This window comes from Planktothrix sp. PCC 11201 (assembly GCF_900009135.1).
In the GTDB taxonomy this organism is placed as follows: Bacteria; Cyanobacteriota; Cyanobacteriia; order Cyanobacteriales; family Microcoleaceae; genus Planktothrix.
The window spans coordinates 456,873-477,589 of the sequence record NZ_LT797688.1; the positions used below are offsets into that span (position 1 = coordinate 456,873).

General features: G+C 41.0%; 7 protein-coding genes. 5 read left to right on the top strand and 2 right to left on the bottom strand.

Translation table 11 applies throughout. From position 1 onward, the window contains the following. Window positions 1-19 precede the first annotated feature (19 nt). On the bottom strand, window positions 20-13,531 hold the full coding sequence (locus tag PL11201_RS02880) for an SDR family NAD(P)-dependent oxidoreductase (protein ID WP_144017654.1): 13,512 nt from the start codon (window positions 13,529-13,531) through the stop codon (window positions 20-22). A 182-nt stretch (window positions 13,532-13,713) separates the two neighbouring features. Here PL11201_RS02880 and PL11201_RS02885 point away from each other — a divergent pair, with 182 nt between their 5' ends. Next, window positions 13,714-14,799 (top strand): aromatic ring-hydroxylating dioxygenase subunit alpha, encoded by a 1,086-nt coding sequence (locus PL11201_RS02885; protein WP_079677117.1) that lies wholly within the window; start codon window positions 13,714-13,716, stop codon window positions 14,797-14,799. 136 nt (window positions 14,800-14,935) lie between these two features. On the opposite strand, the gene PL11201_RS02890 is transcribed toward PL11201_RS02885, so the two are convergent. Then, window positions 14,936-15,796 carry an SAM-dependent methyltransferase gene (locus PL11201_RS02890; RefSeq protein WP_079677118.1) on the bottom strand — a complete coding sequence of 287 codons (861 nt, stop codon included), beginning with the start codon at window positions 15,794-15,796 and terminating at the stop codon, window positions 14,936-14,938. Window positions 15,797-16,038: 242 nt separating this feature from the next. Here PL11201_RS02890 and PL11201_RS02895 point away from each other — a divergent pair, with 242 nt between their 5' ends. The 4 genes from PL11201_RS02895 to fabD all read left to right on the top strand — a co-directional run bounded on the left by PL11201_RS02895 (window position 16,039) and on the right by fabD (window position 20,326). After that, a complete protein-coding gene (locus tag PL11201_RS02895) occupies window positions 16,039-16,980 on the top strand; it encodes a phytanoyl-CoA dioxygenase family protein (RefSeq protein ID WP_079677119.1) in 942 nt (313 codons plus the stop codon). Window positions 16,981-16,984: 4 nt separating this feature from the next. Beyond that, window positions 16,985-17,872 (top strand): phytanoyl-CoA dioxygenase family protein, encoded by an 888-nt coding sequence (locus PL11201_RS02900; RefSeq protein ID WP_079677120.1) that lies wholly within the window; start codon window positions 16,985-16,987, stop codon window positions 17,870-17,872. Window positions 17,873-18,281: 409 nt separating this feature from the next. Further along, on the top strand, window positions 18,282-19,154 hold the full coding sequence (locus PL11201_RS02905; protein WP_079677121.1) for an SAM-dependent methyltransferase: 873 nt from the start codon (window positions 18,282-18,284) through the stop codon (window positions 19,152-19,154). Window positions 19,155-19,264: 110 nt separating this feature from the next. Further along, window positions 19,265-20,326 (top strand): ACP S-malonyltransferase, encoded by a 1,062-nt coding sequence (gene fabD, locus PL11201_RS02910; RefSeq protein ID WP_079677122.1) that lies wholly within the window; start codon window positions 19,265-19,267, stop codon window positions 20,324-20,326. The last annotated feature ends 391 nt before the right edge of the window (window positions 20,327-20,717 follow it).

A 20,717-nucleotide genomic window follows, 5' to 3' on the forward strand; every position in this document is an offset into this window, starting at 1 on the left:
TGATCTAGGTGCGTTTTATTTATGTGCTGTCGCCCCACCAGGGGTTATGGCTGGCTTCTTTTGTGTCTTGTGCTACTTTTTCCTCGATGACTGTTTCAGGAACGAAACTATTTCCTCGAACATTTACCCGTTTTAGCTGAGGTGGTGTTATCGCTTGTCGTTGCTTACCAGATTCTTCCTGCAACCAACTTTCTATAATAATATGTGCATTGGTGCCACCATCGGCAAAACAGTTGAGTGCAAACACAAGTGGCGAAGTTTCCATCCATGCACTTGATTGACGACAGAAATAAAATGGCGAAGTGTCTATATTGTAATGTGTCAAGGGCATTTGCCCAGATAAAAAGGGTACTTGCTGCTGATGGTTTAACATACACACTAGTTTGATCAAGCCAGCAATACCTTCCGCACATAACGGATGTCCAATATTGGGCTTGATGGAACCTAAGCTACAAGGTGTCTTGTTTTCACTGCGATAAACTGCTTCAATAGCTTTAAGTTCTAGCAAATCAGTTACTTCGGAACCAGAACCGTTAGCTTCAATATGAATAATATCTTGTGGTTGTTTAGCACTTTGGGCTAGGGCGCGTTGCATAACTTCTTTTAGTGCTTTGATATTTGGTGTTGCTGGGCCTGCTGTGCGACCATCGTTATTGATTGCTAGTCCTTTAATGATGGCGTAAATGCGATCGCGATCATGTTGCGCCTGCTGTAAAGTTTTTAACAACACTAGTCCGACTCCTTCACCTAAAGTGATGCCAGAAGCTCGTCGATCGAAAATATGAAACTCCGATCCTTGATTTAACAAATTACGTTGCTGAAATATCCGATGTGCATTTTCGTTAACCAGAAGACTAACACCTCCAACTACAGCTGAGTCAATCTCGCCACTAAGCAATGATTGTATAGCAAAATTCATCCCTACTAGAGCCGAAGAGCAAGCCGTATCAATCACCAAACTTGGCCCTTTTAAATCAAAGAACTGCGAAACATGAGTAGCTAGATAATTCTGTGCCGCTACAATTGGATTTTTCGCTTGATAAAGATCGGCAGCATCCACAAAATGTTGGCTGCGGGCACCCAAGAAAACTCCAGTGGCACTGCCCTTAATCTCTTCCAGAGTATAACCTGCGTGATAAAACAAGTTTAGGCATTCTTCTAACACTAAAAATGCCTGGGGATCTATTACCTTTGCATCCTCTGGCGGAATCAGGAAAAAAGCGGGGTCAAAATCACTGATATTATCAATTAAGCCTGCATAAAATGGTGTTGGGCTAGACCAGCGATCTCCCGAAACAGGACAAATCGAGCTTTTACCTTCTGATAATAAAGTCCAATATTCATCCAGATTTTTTGCCCCTGGAAATTGACAAGACATACCAACTATGGCAATTTCTAATGGCTTTGGCGATGAGGATTTTGGTGAAGTGATACCGGAGATATGAGGCTGGCTTTTTTCGAGAGGTGGAGATATTTGTGTGGTGTGTTCGCTATTTTTCGGCTCGATTTTCTGATGAATAATTGTATTTTTTAAAGCGGGTGCTTGTTTGCTGGTCAGCCAAGAGGCGAGGGATTTTAATGATGAATATTCGTATAAGCTGGAGGGAGCGATTGGTTCAATAAGTTGTTGATTGATTTTGCTTGTCAGTTGAGCCAGCCAGATAGAATCCAAGCCATAATCGGCAAAGGATTTGTCTAGATCTAATTTTTGTTTAGCGATGCCTAATTCTTGTGAAAATAAGTTGATTAAGTTATCTAGGGTAAATTTGTTAGAAATGTTGCTCTGTGTGAGAGGTTCTGCTAATGCTGGCATTTGTTGGTTTTGAATTAATGTTTGTGTGTTATTTATTTGTCTGTTCTGATGCTTCATTAGTTGTTGGGGATTCCACGAAGCAGAATGAACAACAGCAGGTAAAACCACAGGCCCCATCTTGGATGTAAGTATATTATCTAACAGTTGTAGCCCTTCTTGATTGGTTTGATGAAGTAGTCCTGTTTGTTTATATGCTGGGGTATTCGCTGCACCCATTCCGGTTTCTTGCCAACTTGACCATTGAATACTAACCAGGATACCGCCCGTAGCTTCGGCTACATAATCCATATAAGTATTAGCCATTGCATAGTCACTCTGTCCGCTAGCCAGACTGGGAATAATAGCGGATACAGAGGAAAACAAGACGGCGAATTTTAATGGCTGCTGTTGGCATTGTTTCAATAGCGATCGCAATCCCACTACTTTAGGTTCTAGCACCTTTGCTATGTCTGCGATCGACTTACGAACAAAGGCAGGATTTTCTGAGTCCACTATGCCAGCACAATGAAGAAGACCCGCGATCGGCCCAAAGTTCGTTGTGATTTGGCGCAGACTTTCTTGGACAGCTGCTTGATCGCTTAAATTCAGTGACAAAACTTCTACCTTGACACCCTGCGCTTCTAGTGCTTGAATAGCACGGATCTTTTGCTGTACCTTGTCATTTTGCGGAGTAGCCCACTCTGTACGGGGAGGCAATGCTTCCCGTACAGTTAGTACCAGGCGTTTTACTGCATAATGTTGGGCAAAATGTTGAGCACATAAAAGCCCTAAGCCGCCTGTTCCTCCAGTAATCAATAGCACTTCTTCCTCTGCAAACTGAAGTTCTGTACTTTGCGTTTTGGGCGGTTCTAGTACACGCTCTGTCAAACATGACACATAGCGTTTTCGATCGCGGTAACAAACCTCGCAGTTATCATCATTCAACAAAAACTCTGATGCAATCTGTTCTGCCAAAGCTGCCGTTTTCAGTCGAGGCTCAATATCAACATGACGGGATTGCACAAAACTATACTCACTTTGCAGCATCCGATACAACCCTACACGAGATGCACCAGATAAATTTACCTCGTCGTTTTGAAAAGACTCTAAACCTTGAGTTATACCCAGCAGTTTCAGGTTAGTTCTAGATCCTTTTTCGATCAGGCATTGAAACCACAATATCCAGTCAAGGGAATCTTCTGTTATTTCGCCTTTACAACAACCCAAAAGATCTATACAGCCGATGTATTCACTCCAATCTGTATCACTTTGTTCCAGTTGTGACTTGATGCTATTGAATTCAACGATCTGGCTGTTAGGAAATTCTTCTGCCAGCAAAGTCGCTAGTAATCGCGTTTCTTGATTACTGAGAATAGCAACTTTTCCCGTTAATTGTTTTTGGTATTGCGCTCGATCAAATATTGATTCATCAAGTACCCAATACTTTTGTAGATAATGAATTTTTCGTGAGGTTGCACTATCTTGAGTTGTGTTTGGTTGGCGATCGAAACTGCTTTGAGCGAGTCCTGGGAGATCGAACCAATAAAACTCTTTAGCAAAGGGATAGGTAGGAAGACTAATACGTTGGGGATTGCGGTTGTCATAGAACTTCTGCCAATCAATAGTGAAACCTCTCACCCACAGATTTAGCAGTTTATTTATTCTCTTTGATGCGATCCATTCATCAATTATGGTGGAAAACTCTTCTTCACTGGCAAAATCTGCCAGTAAATCTCGATCCTGTTGCAAATGCCACCGATAAAGCAGTGGAATATCTTCCTGTCCTTCAACAAAGGACTTGAGTTTGTTTTCTAATTCATCCAAACTGCTCACAATCAGTGCTAGACGCTCTTCCATTGCTTCGCGTCCTGTTTGAAGAGTGTAAGCAATATCTTCTAATCGGGGTAGTTTAGCCTCAGTTTGAGCAATTAAAAAGTGCCTTAAATTGTCAGCCATTTTAATAAGTTGCTCGGTATTTTTTGCTGACAATACGATCGCTACAGGTTGATGAATATCCTCATTGACATACTCTAAAACATCCTCTTCTGCATACTCTTCGATAATCAAATGTGCATTTGAGCCGCCAGCACCAAAGGAAGAAATACCCGCTCGTCTTGGGTATTCTTTGACTTCGCCGTTGATTTCAACAATAGGTCTTTTCCACTCCGAAAGAGTCTGCTGCACAACAAAAGGTGTTTTATCAAAAGCAATATTGGGGTTTAAATCTTCTGTGTGCAAACTGGGAACAATCTGGCGGTGCTTGAGTTGCAGGATAATTTTGCATAGTCCGGCTATACCTGAAGCAGCTTCCAAATGTCCCAGATTGGATTTTGCAGAACCTATGGCACAAAAGCCAGTATCGGCTGTTTCTTTGTTAAAGGCTTGGGTTAAGCCAGTAATTTCTATTGGATCTCCTAATTCTGTTCCTGTTCCGTGTGCTTCTATGTAGCTAATACTGCGGGCATCAACGCCTGCTTTATTGAGTGTTTGGCGAATTAAATTTGCTTGGGCTTTTGGGTTAGGAACGGTGTAACCATTGGTTTTCCCGTCGTGATTCACATGACTGGCGCGAATAATGGCGTAGATGTTGTCGCGATCGCGAATAGCCGCAGATAATGGTTTAAGTAAAACCACCCCTACGCCCTCTCCAGGCACAAAACCATTACCGCCCTTACCGAAGGCTTTGCACTTGCCATCCTTCGATAACATCCGCAACGCACACATCTGTACATAAGTAGAGGGGTGCAGATATAAGTTAACTCCACCTGCGAAGGCAAGTTGGCAGTTTTGACGACGTAAATGTTCGCAAGCTTCGTGAATAGCGATTAAGGATGATGAACACATCGTATCAATTGATAAACTTGGGCCTTGCAAATTCAAAAAATAAGATGTGCGGTTGGCGACTGAGCTAAAGGAGGTATGGGGAAAAACCTGTTCGCCGCGTTTCCATAGTTCTGGGCCATACAAGTCGAAGCCTGTTTTGGTGATTCCGGCAAATACTCCAACTTGTTGTTGATAGATCTCCCGTAAAGTGTCGCGGGTGTAGCCAGCGTCTTCTAGTGCTTCCCAAGAGGCTTGGAGAAATAAGCGTTCTTGGGGGTCAATACTTAAGACATCACGGGGAGGAATGCCAAAAAACAGCGGATCGAAATCTGCAAAACCTTCGAGAAAACTGCCCCATTTACTGTAACTTTTTCGTTGGGCGATCGCTTCATCGGCATCCTCAACAAAGAAGTCTTCTAATGACCAACGTGAGCTAGGAATTTCGCCAACGCAGTCAATTCCTGCTTGGAGATTTTGCCAATAAGCTTGTAGTGTATCGGCTTGGGAAAAGTGCCCGCTGACACCAATAATTGCGATCGCTTCTGTGACTTGGGAGTTTACCACATTTAGCACTTTCGATTTACTGATTGTAGTTTCAGGTAAAGGAGATTTGGCGATCGCTTTTTTGTTTTTCAACCCAGTCCAAGTCATGCACTCCTGCGGGTATTCATCAACCAAATAAGCAACTAATGCCTGTGATGTTTGGTATTCAAAAAACAAGGTTTGGGAAATTTCTGGAAAAACCTTTGCTAATTCCTGATTCAATTGGATAATAATCACGGAGTCTATACCGTAATGCTCAAATGCGTCTGATGCTTTAATCCGACTTGGTGCTAAACCGAAAGCTTCTCCCAAAAGACCTTTTAGTTGAATCAAAGTTTTTTCCTGAAGCTGTTGTTTTTCAACCTGTGTCAGTGATTTTTCCTGATTATTTCCTTTTAGATTAATTTTTGATCGATCTGATGTTTTTTCTGTTGATTGCTCTCTTAGCAGCCATTTTTTCAAGGTTGGAAGATGACCGCCTGCTACTAAAATCTGACTTGGCCCTGAAGCCAACCCCTTAAATAATGCCTGAACTCCTTGGACTGTATTGATCGTTTCTAGTCCCACGCTCTGCTTCATTGCTGCTTTGTGGTGAGCGTCCAGTTGCATTCCACCCGCTTCCCAAAGGGGCCAGTTAATAGAAAGTGTTTGTCCCCATCGTTGCCCAGCTTTGACTAGATCGTTACGATAGCTGGAAAAGGCATCCATGAAGGCATTAGCGATCGCATAATCAGCCTGTCCTCTATTGCCCATTGTGCCCGAAATTGAGGAAAACAACACCAAAAAATCAAGATTCAAATCTTTACTAGCTGCATCTAAATTAATCACACCTGCTACTTTTGGAGCCAATACTGACTGAAACTCGGCTGAGGTTTTTTTGATAATAAAATTATCCCGCACAATCCCCGCACAATGTAAAATACCATTCAATGAACCATATTCTTTTGTAATTCGTTGCATGAGCAGATCGACATCATTTTTATTGCTGATATCAGCCTGCCAATACTCTACCCTTGCGCCAAGTTTTTGCAGTTGATGAAAAAGAGATTTTTGCTTTTCTAAACTTAGGTCTGATCGCCCAGTTAAAATAATCGTAGAACTCTGGGTTTTAGTAGCAATTTCTTCGGCAAAAATCAAGCCCAAACCACCTGCACCACCAGTAATTAAATAAACGCCTCCTTCTCGCCAAGGGGTTTGGTAAGTGCGATTGGAAATGACAAGCTCTTTCCATGCCAATACTTTACGCTGCCCAAGATAATACCTAATCTGCTTATCTTCTAGGCATTGACGATTTTCATTGAGTTTCTTCAGCAGACTAGTTTCCGTCTCGTCAGCAGAAACTTCAATTACCTGCCCGAATACTTTTGGGTTTTCCAGTTGAGCCGTTTTGAGTATACCGGAAATAGCCGATAAGCATTGTTTTTCTGTTTGTTGAGGAACCACACATTGAATAAAGGTTTTACCCCGATTTTTACTAACTAGAATTTCCTGAATAATTTCAAATATTTTAGTAAAATGATCCTGATAAATTTTCTCTAAAGTTATGTTGTTGGGTAAAGTGTGAGCAGATGCTAAATGCACAAATTCAACACTTGGCATTTCGGATTGCATCTCCACCACAGAGATATGATCCATCCCAGATAATAAGACGAGATGCCGATCATACTCTAACGATTCAACAGTTTGGGTAACAGCTTTTTCTTGCCAGTGTGGATAACAAATTAAAGTTTCTGATGAAGATGAAGACACTGTTGGCAGTTGTTCTATTTCTTGTTCGCGATCGCTACCAAAATACTCGCCAGTAAAAGGGTAAGTAGGCAACCCTGCTAATCGATGAAATAATCCAGATTGATAAAAAACACTCCAATCTACCGATGTACCTTGCTCCCACAACTGAGCAAGTTGTTCTACTTTGCGATCGGATATTAATTTTTGAATTAAGGCTGTTTCTTCCTGATTATTTCTACTAACTAATTTTTCATTTTCTGTGCTTTTTTCTCTATTTTCAAGCCATTGTTTTAACTGTTGAATCAGAGTTTGTTGATTATTTGCAATTAAAGCTAAACGATAGGTAAACGCTTCCCTTCCTACTTGAAAAGTATACAAGAAACGCTCAAATTGAATGCCGGGATTATCTTCCAGATATCGCTTTACATTGTAGGCATAGTGTTGTAAAGTTGACTCACTTTCAGCAGAAAGTAGAAATACGCCTGGTCTAAATACGTTGATTTCTGTTGGCGATCGAGGAATATAATGTTCCAGAACCAAGTGTGCGTTAGTGCCACTAAAACCAAATGAGCTAACCGCCGCCAGACGTGAACCCTGTGCATTCAGGGGCCAAGGTTTTAGCTGAGTATTAACGTAAACAGGACTGTTATCAAAATCAATGTGTTGATTGCCCCGATCAAAGTTAATTGATGGTGGTATTTGTTGGTGTTTCATACTCAGCAAAACTTTAATCACACCTAACACACCAGCGGCAGCGGTTGTATGTCCTACGTTAGCTTTTAATGAACTGATCGCACAGAATTTTCGTTTTGCGGTAAAGGACTGAAAACTTTTATTAAGTGCATGAATCTCTATCGGATCGCCGAGTTTAGTAGCTGTTCCATGAGCTTCAATATACTGTAAATCTTCCAGATTAATATTAGCCTTTTGATAGACTAAACTTTCCAATTCACTTTGAGAAACAAAGCTAGGAACAGTCAAGCTAGAAGTTTGTCCATCCTGATTAATCCCACAACCTCGAATAATGCCATAAATTGCATCGCCATCGCGCTGGGCTTCCTGCAAACGTTTAAGAATAACAACACCAACTCCATCACCAACTACAATTCCATCGGCATTGTCATCAAAGGGGCGGCACTGACCCGTTTTAGAAAGCATCCCTGCATTGTGCATGGCGATAAAAGTACCAGGATGCTGATAAAATGTCACGCCTCCAGCAATAGCAAGATTAATTTCACCATTTTTTAAAGCTTTGCTTGCCACATCAATAGCAACTAAAGAAGAAGAACAAGCTGTATTAATAGTCAGTGCAGGGCCTTTTAAGTCTAGGAAATAAGCTATACGTGCTGATAGAATACTTGTCTCTGAACCGAGCATATCAAAATGGGAAAAACCTTTGCCGAGTGAAGCACTTCCCATCGCACCTATATAAGTTCCTACAGCTTTTTTCTTTAATGACGAAGGTTTATAACCTGCATCTTCTAAAGCGCGATAACATTCTTCTAAAAGTATGCGTTGGGTTGCATCCATCGCTTTGGCTTCTCTGGGTGAGATATGAAAAAACAGCGAGTCAAAATAATCTAAATCGGGCATCATGCCATAGCGAATGGGAAAAGTTTCTGAACAATGGGAGGCGATATAGTCAAGCCATTCGGGTTTATTCAGGTCGGCAATACAATTTTTCCCTTGACTAACTACCTGCCAAAATTGCTCTTGATCTTTGGCTCCAGCACAGCGACAGGAAATGCCGATAATCGCAATATCATTGTTTGTATTGTTGTTTATTACAGGTATTTTCTCTTCAATAAATGCAGCATATTTTTCTGCTGTTACTGATAGATTGTAATTCCATGATCTAATCGGTTTACGCCCTAATTCAACTTGGATATATTGGGCTAAATCCTCTAAATTATGGCACTCAAATATTATACTGCTGGGCAAATACAGATCAAATTCTGTGTTAATAGCTTCCAATAATTCTACTGCATTTATAGAAGTAATTCCCAATTCTCCAAGTTGAAGTCGTTCTATAGATTTGAGTTCCTGTGCTGCAAATCCTAAGATGTTAACAAAAATGTTGACTAGGATGCTTTTTATTTTCTCTAAGTTAGGTACATTCTCATTAAGTGTGGGAGGCGAAATTTCTTTAGACTTGTTCACAGATAGCTCAGTTTTTTTCAGTCCTCCCATTGGTGGATAAGGGATATGACCAATCCGCAACATTTCATCTAATGCGTGGCTATATGGTGTTTGATTGGCGATTTTTTGGGTGTTATAATCACGCCGTTCTTGTTCGCTGCGCTGAGTATCTTTTCTCAATTTTAACAAGTTATAAGTAATCCAACCTTTTTCTAGTGCGATCGCTTGATTAGCATAATTACGATAACTATCCTGACTCACTTTCGGCAAATGCTTGGTATGTTCAGCGTGTTCTGGATCATAAAGATAGTTGGAAATTTCCCTCGATACATCAATAATTTCATCAATAATTAAATTGTGTTTTGATAACAGGTCAATCCACTGTTGTTGAGTAGGGATACTAATTTCCACATTCGGATCGACAATACTACCTCGCAGATTGCCGATATAATCCATGAGCAAAATTTTTCCGTTCTCACTAAGCGCGTCTGCCATTTTCCGAAACAAAGCATCTTTATCACGAATATGAAAAGTGACTTCAACGCCGAGAATAATGTCACAGCGATCGGGGAATTTATCTTTTGAACTATCTTTGTGATAAATATGAGCGCGGGAACCCAAATTCATATTTTCAATCCGGCGATTTCCCAAAACTGCTTGAGATTCAGTAATCGTAAAACCGTAAGTTTGAATATGAGGATAAAGTGCGGCGATTTGAATTACATCCGTTCCATGACCGCATCCAATATCAAGAACAGTGTGAATTTTGGCAAAGTTTTCCCGACAAAAAAGAACCTGACGGACTTCCCGTTGTTTTTCTTTAATCATTTCTAGTTCTTCGGGATACTTTGCCGCATTCATAGCCACACGAGTCATCGAAAAGCCGGGAATTCTTTGGGGAAAAGCGCCGAAAGTTAAATACTCTTCCTGAAATTCTTCATCACAATCTTGTGACATTCTTGTATAAAATTCAACGACTTTATTTTCTTCCCCGCTTGGCTCTAAGTTGCGATTATTCTCTAAGTTACATTCAGCTTCTGAAGGTTGATTCTCATGAGGAACGATCGAGCAAGTTCTTCTCACAAAAGGATAAGTTGGCAAACCATTAATCCTGTCTAAAATTCTTTCATTATGCCACTCATCCCAAGGAATAGTATTACCTTGTACCCAAAGTTCAGCCACAGCGAGAGCATTATCAGCATCACCTTCTTTTACCCTTGCTGCTACTGCTTCTGGATTCTTGATTTTCGCTTGTGTTAAATCACCGTAAAAACCTACTTCACCTAGTTCACGGGTTTCCAGCCAACGATTAAGATATTTCTCAATTTCCTGCGATTGTTTAACTACAAAAGCTAGGCGACAGGTCATACTTTCCCGGCCTACTTGTAGGGTGTAAGCTATCGATGATAGATTGAGATTTTGATGATTCTTTAAGTAGATTAACCAGTCCTGAACATATTGTTCTAAGCGTTCTTCATTTTTGGCTGATAAAACAAACAATACAGGCTCCTGGCTCTCGCTCACAGGCTCTACATTAACAGCGTATTCCTCCACAATCACACAAGCATTCACCCCGCCAGCGCCAATGTTCATAATCCCGGCTCTCCGAGGGACTTCTACTCCATCGACGCTCACGGGTTTCCATTCGCTAAGGTCTTGTTGTAACTCAAAGGGTAGTCGCTGGAAATCAATACTAGGACTGAGTTCTCTGGAACGCAAGGTGGGTACTAGGGTTTTATTGTGCAATGATAAAATGACTTTGGTCAGTTGCGACATTCCCGATGCTGATTCGCAGTGTCCGATATTGGGTTTGACTGAGCCAATGCGATAGGCTCCTTCAACATGATAACGATCGCAAAAAACCTCAGTCAATGCACTTGCTTCTATCGCATCACCCATTTCTGAACCTTGTGCTGTGGCTTCAATATAACTGATGCTTCGCGCATCAATGCCACTATCTTGCAAAGCTTGGCGAATCACAGTGGCTTTTGGTTCAGGATTGGGGGTTTTATAGCCATTTGTCTTACCATCATGATTGACCGCACTACCTCGAATCAAGGCATAGATGCGATCGCGATCTTTAATCGCTCGATCGTAAGATTTAAGAATAACAACCCCAACTCCTTCTCCGGGAACAAAACCATCACCATCTTTTTCAAAAGCAGCACAAATCGAACTGCTGGAAACAAATTTTCCTAAAGAAAGTTCGAGATAGGACGAGGGATGTGCATATAAATTTACACCCCCAACTATAGCCATATCTCCCTTACCAGAATGAATATATTCACAAGCTTCATGTATAGCAACTAAAGAAGAGGAACACATCGTATCGATCGGAAAACTCGGCCCTTGGAGATTCAGGAAATAAGAAACCCGATTTACTAGAGAGGCATAAGATGTAGCTGGAAAAATAGCGTTGTGATCGCTATTTTCAAATTCTGTGCGATATAAATTAAAGCCTTGTTTTGTAATCCCGGCAAAAACACCAATTCTTTGCCGTAAATCAGCGGATATATGGGAAGGTGAATACCCAGCATCTTCTAGAGCTTTCCAACTTTCCTCAAGGAATAGGCGTTCCTGGGGATCAATATTAGCTGCTTCACGGGGGGTCATGTTAAAGAACATCGGATCAAATTGATCGAAGTCCTCTAAAAAACCACCCCATTTGCTATAACTTTTTCCTAATTTCACTGCTTGATTACGATCGGGATGATAATGATGTTGCCAATCCCAACGTTGCTTAGGAATCTCCTCAATGCAGCATTCGCCGTTTTGCAATTTTTGCCAAAATTCGGCTATTGTTTTCGCTTTTGGATAACGACCACTCAATCCGATAATAGCGATCGGTTGTTTTGTAGCAATATTTGGGATTAAAACAGGCTGAGTTTTGACAGATTCAACTTTTAGATCTGGAATAGCGATCGAGGTATTCCAATCAATCCATTTCCGGCAACCATCCGTATAGTTTGTGGCTAAATGATCTGCTAAATCAGCTAAGTTTTGGAATTGATAAAATAGAGTTTGAGATACAGAGCCTAACCTCTCAGTCAACTTGTGATTTAACTGGCTAATTATGATTGAATCAATACCATAATTTTCTAGAGGTTCTTCTGGATCGATCTTGTTTAAAGGTAGCTTAGTTATTTCGGCAAATAAACTTTTTAATTGGTCAAGGGTTTTTTGTTTTAGTTGCCTGTCATCCAGAATAGTTTGAGAATCACTTCCTTGAGACCGAACTGTTTTTTCTGGCAAGTTCAAAAAGAATTGTTTAAGTTTAGCCACATCACCCTCTAGGATCATCACCTGATCCTGATTGCTAGCAAAGGCTTTATACAAAGCACGAATGCCAGCCGAAGTAGGCATAGCAACTAGACCAATACTTTGCGCCATCATTTTCTCGATCGCTTCATCAACTCGCATACCACCCTCTTGCCATAAGGGCCAGTTAATTGATAAACTCCGCCCTTGACGTTGATGTGATTGCACAAGTTGATTACGGTATTTCGCATAGCAATCCATAAAGGCGTTAGCACAAGCATAATCCGCTTGTCCGACGTTACCTATAGCACCCGCTAGTGACGAACAGAAAAAGAAAAAGTCTAATGGTTGGTCTTTAGTCGCCTCATCAAGATTCACCGATCCCATGACTTTGGGCGCAAGTACTTTTTCTAACTCTTGTGATGTTTTTTTTATAATAAAGTTATCGTGAATCACACCAGCAGCGTGAATAATACCGTCGAGATAACCGAAATTTTGGTTAATATCTTCGATCAAATTTGTAACACTTTGCGAATCGCAAACGTCCACCTGTCGATATTCAATATGTGTATTACTTTTTATACATAATTTCTCTAAGCTTTGCATTCGCTGTTGCTTCGTCTCGTTAAGTGGCGATCGACCAGCAAGAATAATCGTTCCATCACAAATTTGTTGGGCAATCTCCTTACTAAAAATCAAACCTAAACCACCAAGACCTCCAGTAATTAGATATTTCCCCTTTTCCTTCCAAGGGATAAGTACTTCATCGTTAGAAATCGGTATTTCCTTCCATCCCCCAATCCGACGCTCTCCGTTGTGATAATCAATTTTTTGGTATAAAGGCGTTTGAGCGTTCGTTTTTAGTTTAACAACAATATTTTCTGCATTGTCATTCGGTGCTATGGTTATTAGTTGACCGATCAGGTTTGGGTTTTCCAGATGAGCCGTCATCAGCAAACCAGCAAGACCAGCAAAAAGCTGATGTTCAGGCAAATTACGAATTACCAACTGAAGTAGAATTTTTCCTTCTTGTTTTGTTGTGAGTAACTGTTGAATTTCTATAAATAGCTGCCACGCATAGCATTGGAAACGTTCAGCGATATTTTTTGATGGTGATTTCAGAACGAGACAATCGATCGTTTCCATCCTGCCAGCGATACTGTCCTGCATCATTCCGTTAGGTTCACAAAGAATCACCAAATGTCTGCTGTACTGCGTGATTAAGCTTAAATTTTCGTAAGCGTTCACAGGGTAAACTCCCTATCAATCAATGGGTTCATTAAAGATCGGCTCCAGACGTACTGCAATAATCACATCACCATTTTCTCAGAAGAGAAGCCACACCAGCCGATTATTAAATTTTGTGACATTTTATATTCTGAAAAATAAATTTCGGATAAACTTATTAAGTTTAAGACTCATTTTGTATTATGAGTGAAGAACTTGAGAAAGCCTCAGAGCGAAGGCTCGGTCGGTCAGAAATAGGAACAGGAACAGGAGTCGAGAAAAATCCCCTGAATCTGAGCGCCAGTTGGTACATCGCTATGCTCTCTAAGGAATTGGGGAAAAAGCCAAAAGCCATTGAGTTATTCGCTCAGTCCTTGGTTGCTTGGCGAGATGAAAAGGGTAAGCCAGTACTCATGGAGCGTTTCTGTTCCCACATGGGCGCTAGTCTGGCGCTTGGGGAGGTAAAAGAGGGGTGTCTTCAATGTCCATTTCATCACTGGCGGTACGATAACTCTGGAGAATGTGTTTCCATCCCTGAGATAGACCATATTCCCCCAACTGCGCGTCAGGCAATTTATGTCACACAAGAAAGATATGGTTACATTTGGGTCTGGTATGGTACCCAGACTCCTCTGTTTTCCCTGCCTGAGTTTCCACCTGCTGAAGACAAGCAGCATTATATGTCTCTTTCCTTAACATTCAATGCCAAAACCTCGGCACTACAGATACTAGAAAATGCGTATGATTATCGTCATGCAGTCACAGTACATAATGCGCCCCTTATTTCCACTGAAGTCACTTTGCTTGATGAGTTTCCTCTAGGTGTCGATAAGCAAAACGAACTAAGTCCTAAAAATGAAGCTTGGTATAGCATTTTAATAGAAAACAAGATTGAGAAATATGGTGGTCTAATAGGTTCATTAGTGAAGATTTTAGGGCTTAGTGTTGAAATAACGAAGGGTCAAGTAGACACCTGGCCTAGTGGACATTTAGCCTCATATTGTAACGATGGCAAAGAAGCCTATTCGATGCTACAGGGCATCACGCCAGTTGGTAAAAACAATACAACCGGGCATTTTTTATTTGCGATCAAGAAAACTGGATTTTTTTTGCTGGATATACTTTTATATGCAGTTTTTAGTCGTCTAAACAAACTTATTTTTGAAGAGGATGTACCCATTTGGAATACTCTAAATAATGATAGGAGAGGGGTTTATATCAAACACGATCGACCCGTCTTGAAGCTCAGAGAATTTTATCAAAGTTGGGTCGATAAGGTTGAGATTTAGTGGGAAAAACTCCTGGTTAAGTAGGTGAATTTGTTAATTGTATTGACACCTCTTTTCACTCAAAAATCAAACCATAATCAAATTTACTACAAAAAGGGGGAGGGAGAGGCAGGCGTTCGCCTGCAATTACTATCCTCTAAGGATAAACTCTTTTTTTTGCCTTTACCAATATATACCCAAGATTCTCACACACACTCTCAAATACTTGGAGCCAACCGTCGATCGTTTCACTCTGAACATATTGCAGATTTTCGGCTTCATACTGTTTGAACCCGGCTTTAACCTTCGGAACCATAAAAGGCATCATAAATTCGGTTACGTCATCAATTTCGATCAGGTCAAAACCAGCGGTATCAAACAGTTCTGGATAGTCTTCCTTTGGAATATGATCCGAATGCAGTTGTTCTTTAGCAAACATCTTGAATTCTTCGCTAGTGTTTGGCCCTGTTATTAAGTCCGCAATTAGTAATGTCGCCCCTGGTTTCAAGATTCGATAAGCTTCTCGTAGGGCTTTGCGGTGCCCCATGTGATAAATACTTTCAAAAAACCAGCCTCCGTCATAGGTTGCGTCGTCACAGGGTACTTGCAACGCATTGCTCTGGATGAAGTGAACTCGATCGGACATCCCAGCTTCCTCGGCTAGCTCTTTCCCCCTGTTATATTGGTACTTGCTGATTGTAATTCCATCAACGAAACATTCTTTGGCTTTTGCAATCCGTATCGCTGGGACACCTACACCGCATCCAAGATCGCAGAAACGTTCCCCCTGACGGATCTCTGACTTATCAATCATAATCTGAGTCAGCCGATCGGCTGCCTCACCAAGATTGGCATCAGGATTATTTTCACCCCAATAGCCAAAATGTAATTGGTTGTCAAAGATGAGATATAAACCCAGTTCTCCGGTTACATCGTACATTTCTGCTACTTTTTCTGGTCTAACACTAGTCATGATTGCGTTATTTTCCTCTATATTTAACTGACCACCTAAAAACATCTAGGAACACACAAGCTCCGTTGACGACATCTAGTCAATTGGCGGTGCATCTGATAATTTCTCGCCAATCTGCTATATTTAGTTGAAGTAAGTAGGTAGGCTCTATAAAACCTCCCTATGTAGACGATTGTAAATCGTTCTAACGCTCTCTAATGGCTGATCTAAGCATCCTTTACATATTGTTACATGAAAAAGTTTAATCCCGCTTACCTACTTATAATTTAATAATAGTATCTTAGATTATGACTAATAAGTTGCCTTTGCTTACTGAGGAGCAAATCACTCAGTTTTATGAAGATGGGTTTTTAGTTGTGGAAAACCTGCTTGACGAAGAATTAGTTAATCGTCTAGTTCAGCGGTTTGAACCTCTATTTTCAGGTGAGTTTGACACTGGAATTTACCCCGATGATTTGACTTGGAACTCCAATTCAGGAATTCCTAATTCTACTAGGCAAGTGGTAGGAGTTTGGAGAAGCGATCTGAGTTTTGCATCGGTTGTTCTTTCCGAAAAGCTTGGTCAGATGGCGAGCCTACTTGGAGGCTGGAATGGAGCACGTTTTTTAGGAGATAGCATTTTTCTAAAACCTTACGGAGCTTGTGAAACAGTCTTACATCAGGATCTAATAGACCCCTTGTATCCCTTCTATCATCAACCCCTTGAATTTGTGGGTTGCTGGATTGCCCTTAGTGATGCCATTCCAGGTGCAAGCACAATTGAATATGTTAAGGGTTCTCATCGATGGGTATCTATAGATACTGTACCAACTGCCATTCCAGGTGCAAGCACAATTGAAAGTGAAAGCTATCTTTGGCAAATGAAAAAAGCTGCTAAGGAAGCAGGTGTTGAGCATCCAGAAGTGTCGCAAATAGAACTAAAACCTGGAAGTTGTACATTTCATCATTGTCGTGTTTGGCATGGATCGGGTAGAAACGTTATGCCCAACACCATTAGGCGTTCTCTTGCGTGTGCTTACATTCCCGCAGAATCTCGATTTATATCAGTTGGGGAAGGAAGTTATCTCCCATACGGTTTTCACGCTGGACGCTATAAGCGTTACAGGGATGACTCAATCAATGAGAGCTTTTTCCCGATTGTCTGGCGGCAAGATGGCTACCGTAGCTCTTTCCTCGCTGATTATTGTGATGATGCACTAGCAAAAACTGCTACTTTTGTAGGAGGTTAAGCTAATGGTACATCAACCAGTCCAATTCAGTGATGAACAAGTTCATCAGTTCCGTGAGCAAGGGTTTTTGATTCTCGAGAAGTTCTTGGATTTGCAGCTAGTGGATCAAATCAATACCAGGCTAGATCTCATTGTTGCAGGTCAGTATGAAACAGGTGTTTTTCCAGATGAGTCTCATGGACGAACAGGAACAAGTCAACCTAATGCAGTTCAACAAATAACCAATGTGTGGAGATGCGATCGCACCATTGCCAGCTTTTCATTTTCAGCAGAGATTGCTCGGTTAAATGCAACCTTGGGAGGTTGGGTTGGTGCTCGCTTTGCCCTAGATAACTACTGGGGTAAACCACCAGGCTCCTCCGAAGTCTCGTTTCATCGTAATCGCGCTTATGTGTCTTCTATTGACCCATGTTCGGTGATAACTTGCTGGATTGCGGTGACAGACTTGATTCCAGAAGCAGGGACTTTAGAATTGGCACGTCAATCTCATCAATGGGTATGTTCTGACCAGGCAAGATTTCTCCATGCACCTGTGGAGGATTATCGCCAACCTTTGCGGACAGCTGCAAATCAAGCAGGTGTGAAGCATCCAGAAATTATCCAACTCACAATTCCAAGGGGAGGATGTGTATTTCTACACGGGGATTTATGGCGTGGTTTAGGGAAAAACACAACTCAAGAACAAACAAGCCGTAGCTTTGCAGTCAGCAGCTTCCCAATGGATGCTCAGTTTCAACCGCCTGGAGTTGGATATGGATATATTTTTGGGCGCTATAGAATGATTGGTAGCCTTGAGATGGATGAAAGCTTTTTTCCTATGCTCTGGACTCCTAACGGTTATCGAACTCCAATGGTGGAAGTTTATTGTCAGGATGCACTTGTTCTTCGGTAGCATTCACATCTATAGTCTAACCCTGTTTTGTCACTCTCGGAAAACAATAATCGAAGCTAATTTCTTAAATTGTGACTTAATCCAGGTTTGAGGTTTTGTTTTCTAACAAAAACTAAAACCTATAGACAAAAAGCTGAAACAAAAGCTTCGTAACTGTTTGGGCGATTCGATTCTCCCAGAGTCAGTAGACCGTAAAGATTTTTAGAAGGCTTACCATCTGTTCATTTGGGGGATACAATCCCCCAAAATACCGATATCATGTACTTTTTGAGCAATAGGGTTGTAGCGTAAGATCTCCAGCACCTGGAAAGCAAAATTAAAACAATTGAGTAGCATTGACATGATTTAATGTTGTAAGGGAATTTAAATATGCTGTTGTTGCGTCACTATAGATTAATTTAGGAGAACGATGAGCAACTATCAACCAGAAAAAGTAGCACAGATGTACGATTCCATCGAAGATCAAGGAGAGACAGCTATCCTTCTCGATCAGTATCATTTGGGCTATTGGGATGAGATAAATCCAAATGCAAGTATTACTGAAGCCGCAGATCGTCTCACTCAGATTATGATTGACAAAGTGACCATTCAGCCAGGACAACGCTTCTGCGATCTGGGATGCGGGGTTGGTATGCCAGCGATACAACTGGCACAAGCCACAGGATGTTTTGTAGATGGAATTACGATTAGTCAGTCCCAGCATGAAAAGGCACAGGAACTAGCAGCAAAAGCAGGTCTATCTGAACAGACAAACTTCATACTAGGTGATGCCTTGGCAACGCCCTGCGAGGACGCAACCTATGATGGTGGTTGGTTCTTTGAATCGATTTTTCATATGGGACACCGCAAAGCCCTGCAAGAAGCTTCTCGAATCTTGAAACCGGGAGCAACCTTGGTGATTTCAGACCTTCCAGCGCGACCCACCATGAGCGAAGAATATAGGGTACTTTGCGAGGAAGAGACTCATTCATTTATTATCCCCAAAGAAGACTATCCAGAACTGCTTGATGCAGCTGGTTTTGACTTGATTGAAATGGACGACGTGACCGAATTCGTGATTACTCCTCTTGTATCCAATATGAAGATTGCTTGCCAACAGCATGAGTCCGATTTCTTGAAATATCTCAATAGCGCACAAATGCAAGATTGGCTGCGATCGTACCAAAATAAGCGTGGTAGGGAATATATCGAGAGTGAAGCGATCAATTATTGGATTCAAATGCTCCAAGATATGTGTGACAACCTTGGGTATGTGCTTGTGACCGCTCAAAAACGAGCATAAATGCTGGTTTAGGACTCTGTATAACTTCCCATACAGTTCAGTTGACATCTCATTTCAACTTTTAGGCTTCTTCAACAAATCGTACCTCAAGAAATAGGAGAAGTATAGCAATGATCACCTATATGTTTCCAGGACAAGGTTCTCAAATCAAGGGTATGGGAAAGAATCTCTTTAGCAAATTTCCCAATTTGACGCAAAAAGCTGATTCAATTTTAGGATACTCAATTGAAAATCTTTGTTTAAACGATCCGCAACAAGAGTTGAATCAAACTCAATTCACCCAACCTGCTCTCTATGTTGTGAATGCCCTCTCCTACCGGAGTAAAATTGAGGAAATTGGTAAAAAGCCCGACTTTTTGATCGGACACAGCTTGGGGGAATACAACGCTTTAGAAGCTTCAGGCGCGATTACTTTTGAAGATGGACTAAAGCTGGTTCAACAAAGAGGTATACTAATGAGCCAAGCTCCTGAAGGAGCTATGGCAGCTGTCATCGGTGCTACTGAAGAGCAAGTTGAAAAACTTCTGAGAAAATTCAGTTTTGATATTGATATAGCTAGCTTCAATTCTCCAGAGCAAGTAGTTATTTCCGGTTTAAAAGAAGATATCGCTAGAGCTAGTGACTGTTTTCAAGAGGCAGGTACAAAATACATTATTTTAAATACAAGTGGTGCTTTTCACTCGCGTTATATGGAGTCTGCAAAAGTCCAGTTTGAAAAGTTTATCAAAGGTTTTACCTTTGCCAAACCCCAAATCCCAGTAATTTCCAATGTCACTGCACAACCATACATCCATAGCGAAATTGCTGAAAATCTGGCTAAACAGATCACCCATTCAATTAAATGGACAGAAAGCATACGTTACCTCTTGGCTCAGGGTGATGTAGAGTTTGAGGAAATCGGAGTTGGAGCCGTCTTGACTAAGTTTTTAACTTATATTAAATCTAAGGAAAAACCGATTGAAATCAAAAAAACTTTTGATAGTTGGAGTGTTCAGGAAAAGGTAGATAAATGGAATTATACCCACATGATTGGTTCAAAGGTTTATGTAAAGGGATATGAAGGCAAATTGGAAACTAGAACAGAAGCTATGGTTCTGTTTGGGCATCGAGCAGCTATTTATATGAAAGGATATAATGGTTACTTTGCCATTGATGAGGTAACTCCAGCTTAATTTAATCCCTCATTCTGTAGATATGACATACAATCAGTGATTGTGATCCTTATTGATGCTTCCCTGTCAATAATATGTTTGTACTATTAATGGCGATCGCTGTTCCAGTTGTGTAAGTCCTGAAATAGTTTGTAAAGAAATATTAAGGAATGAATAAAGACTTGCTATTATTTAGATAGTATGAGATGCTCATCAACAAGCTTTTTATTCTGTCAAGGCTTAGGCAACTGATTTAATTAGTAGGATAATCTGTTAAGCTCAAACCTGGATACTCCAGATAAGATCTAGAGCCATAACTATCCTACAATTTGATGCAAGTGCCACACTTGCATAAGTTCTAAGTTATGTGGAAAAGCTGGCAAGAAATCTCGTTTTCCAAAACACAAGGAAA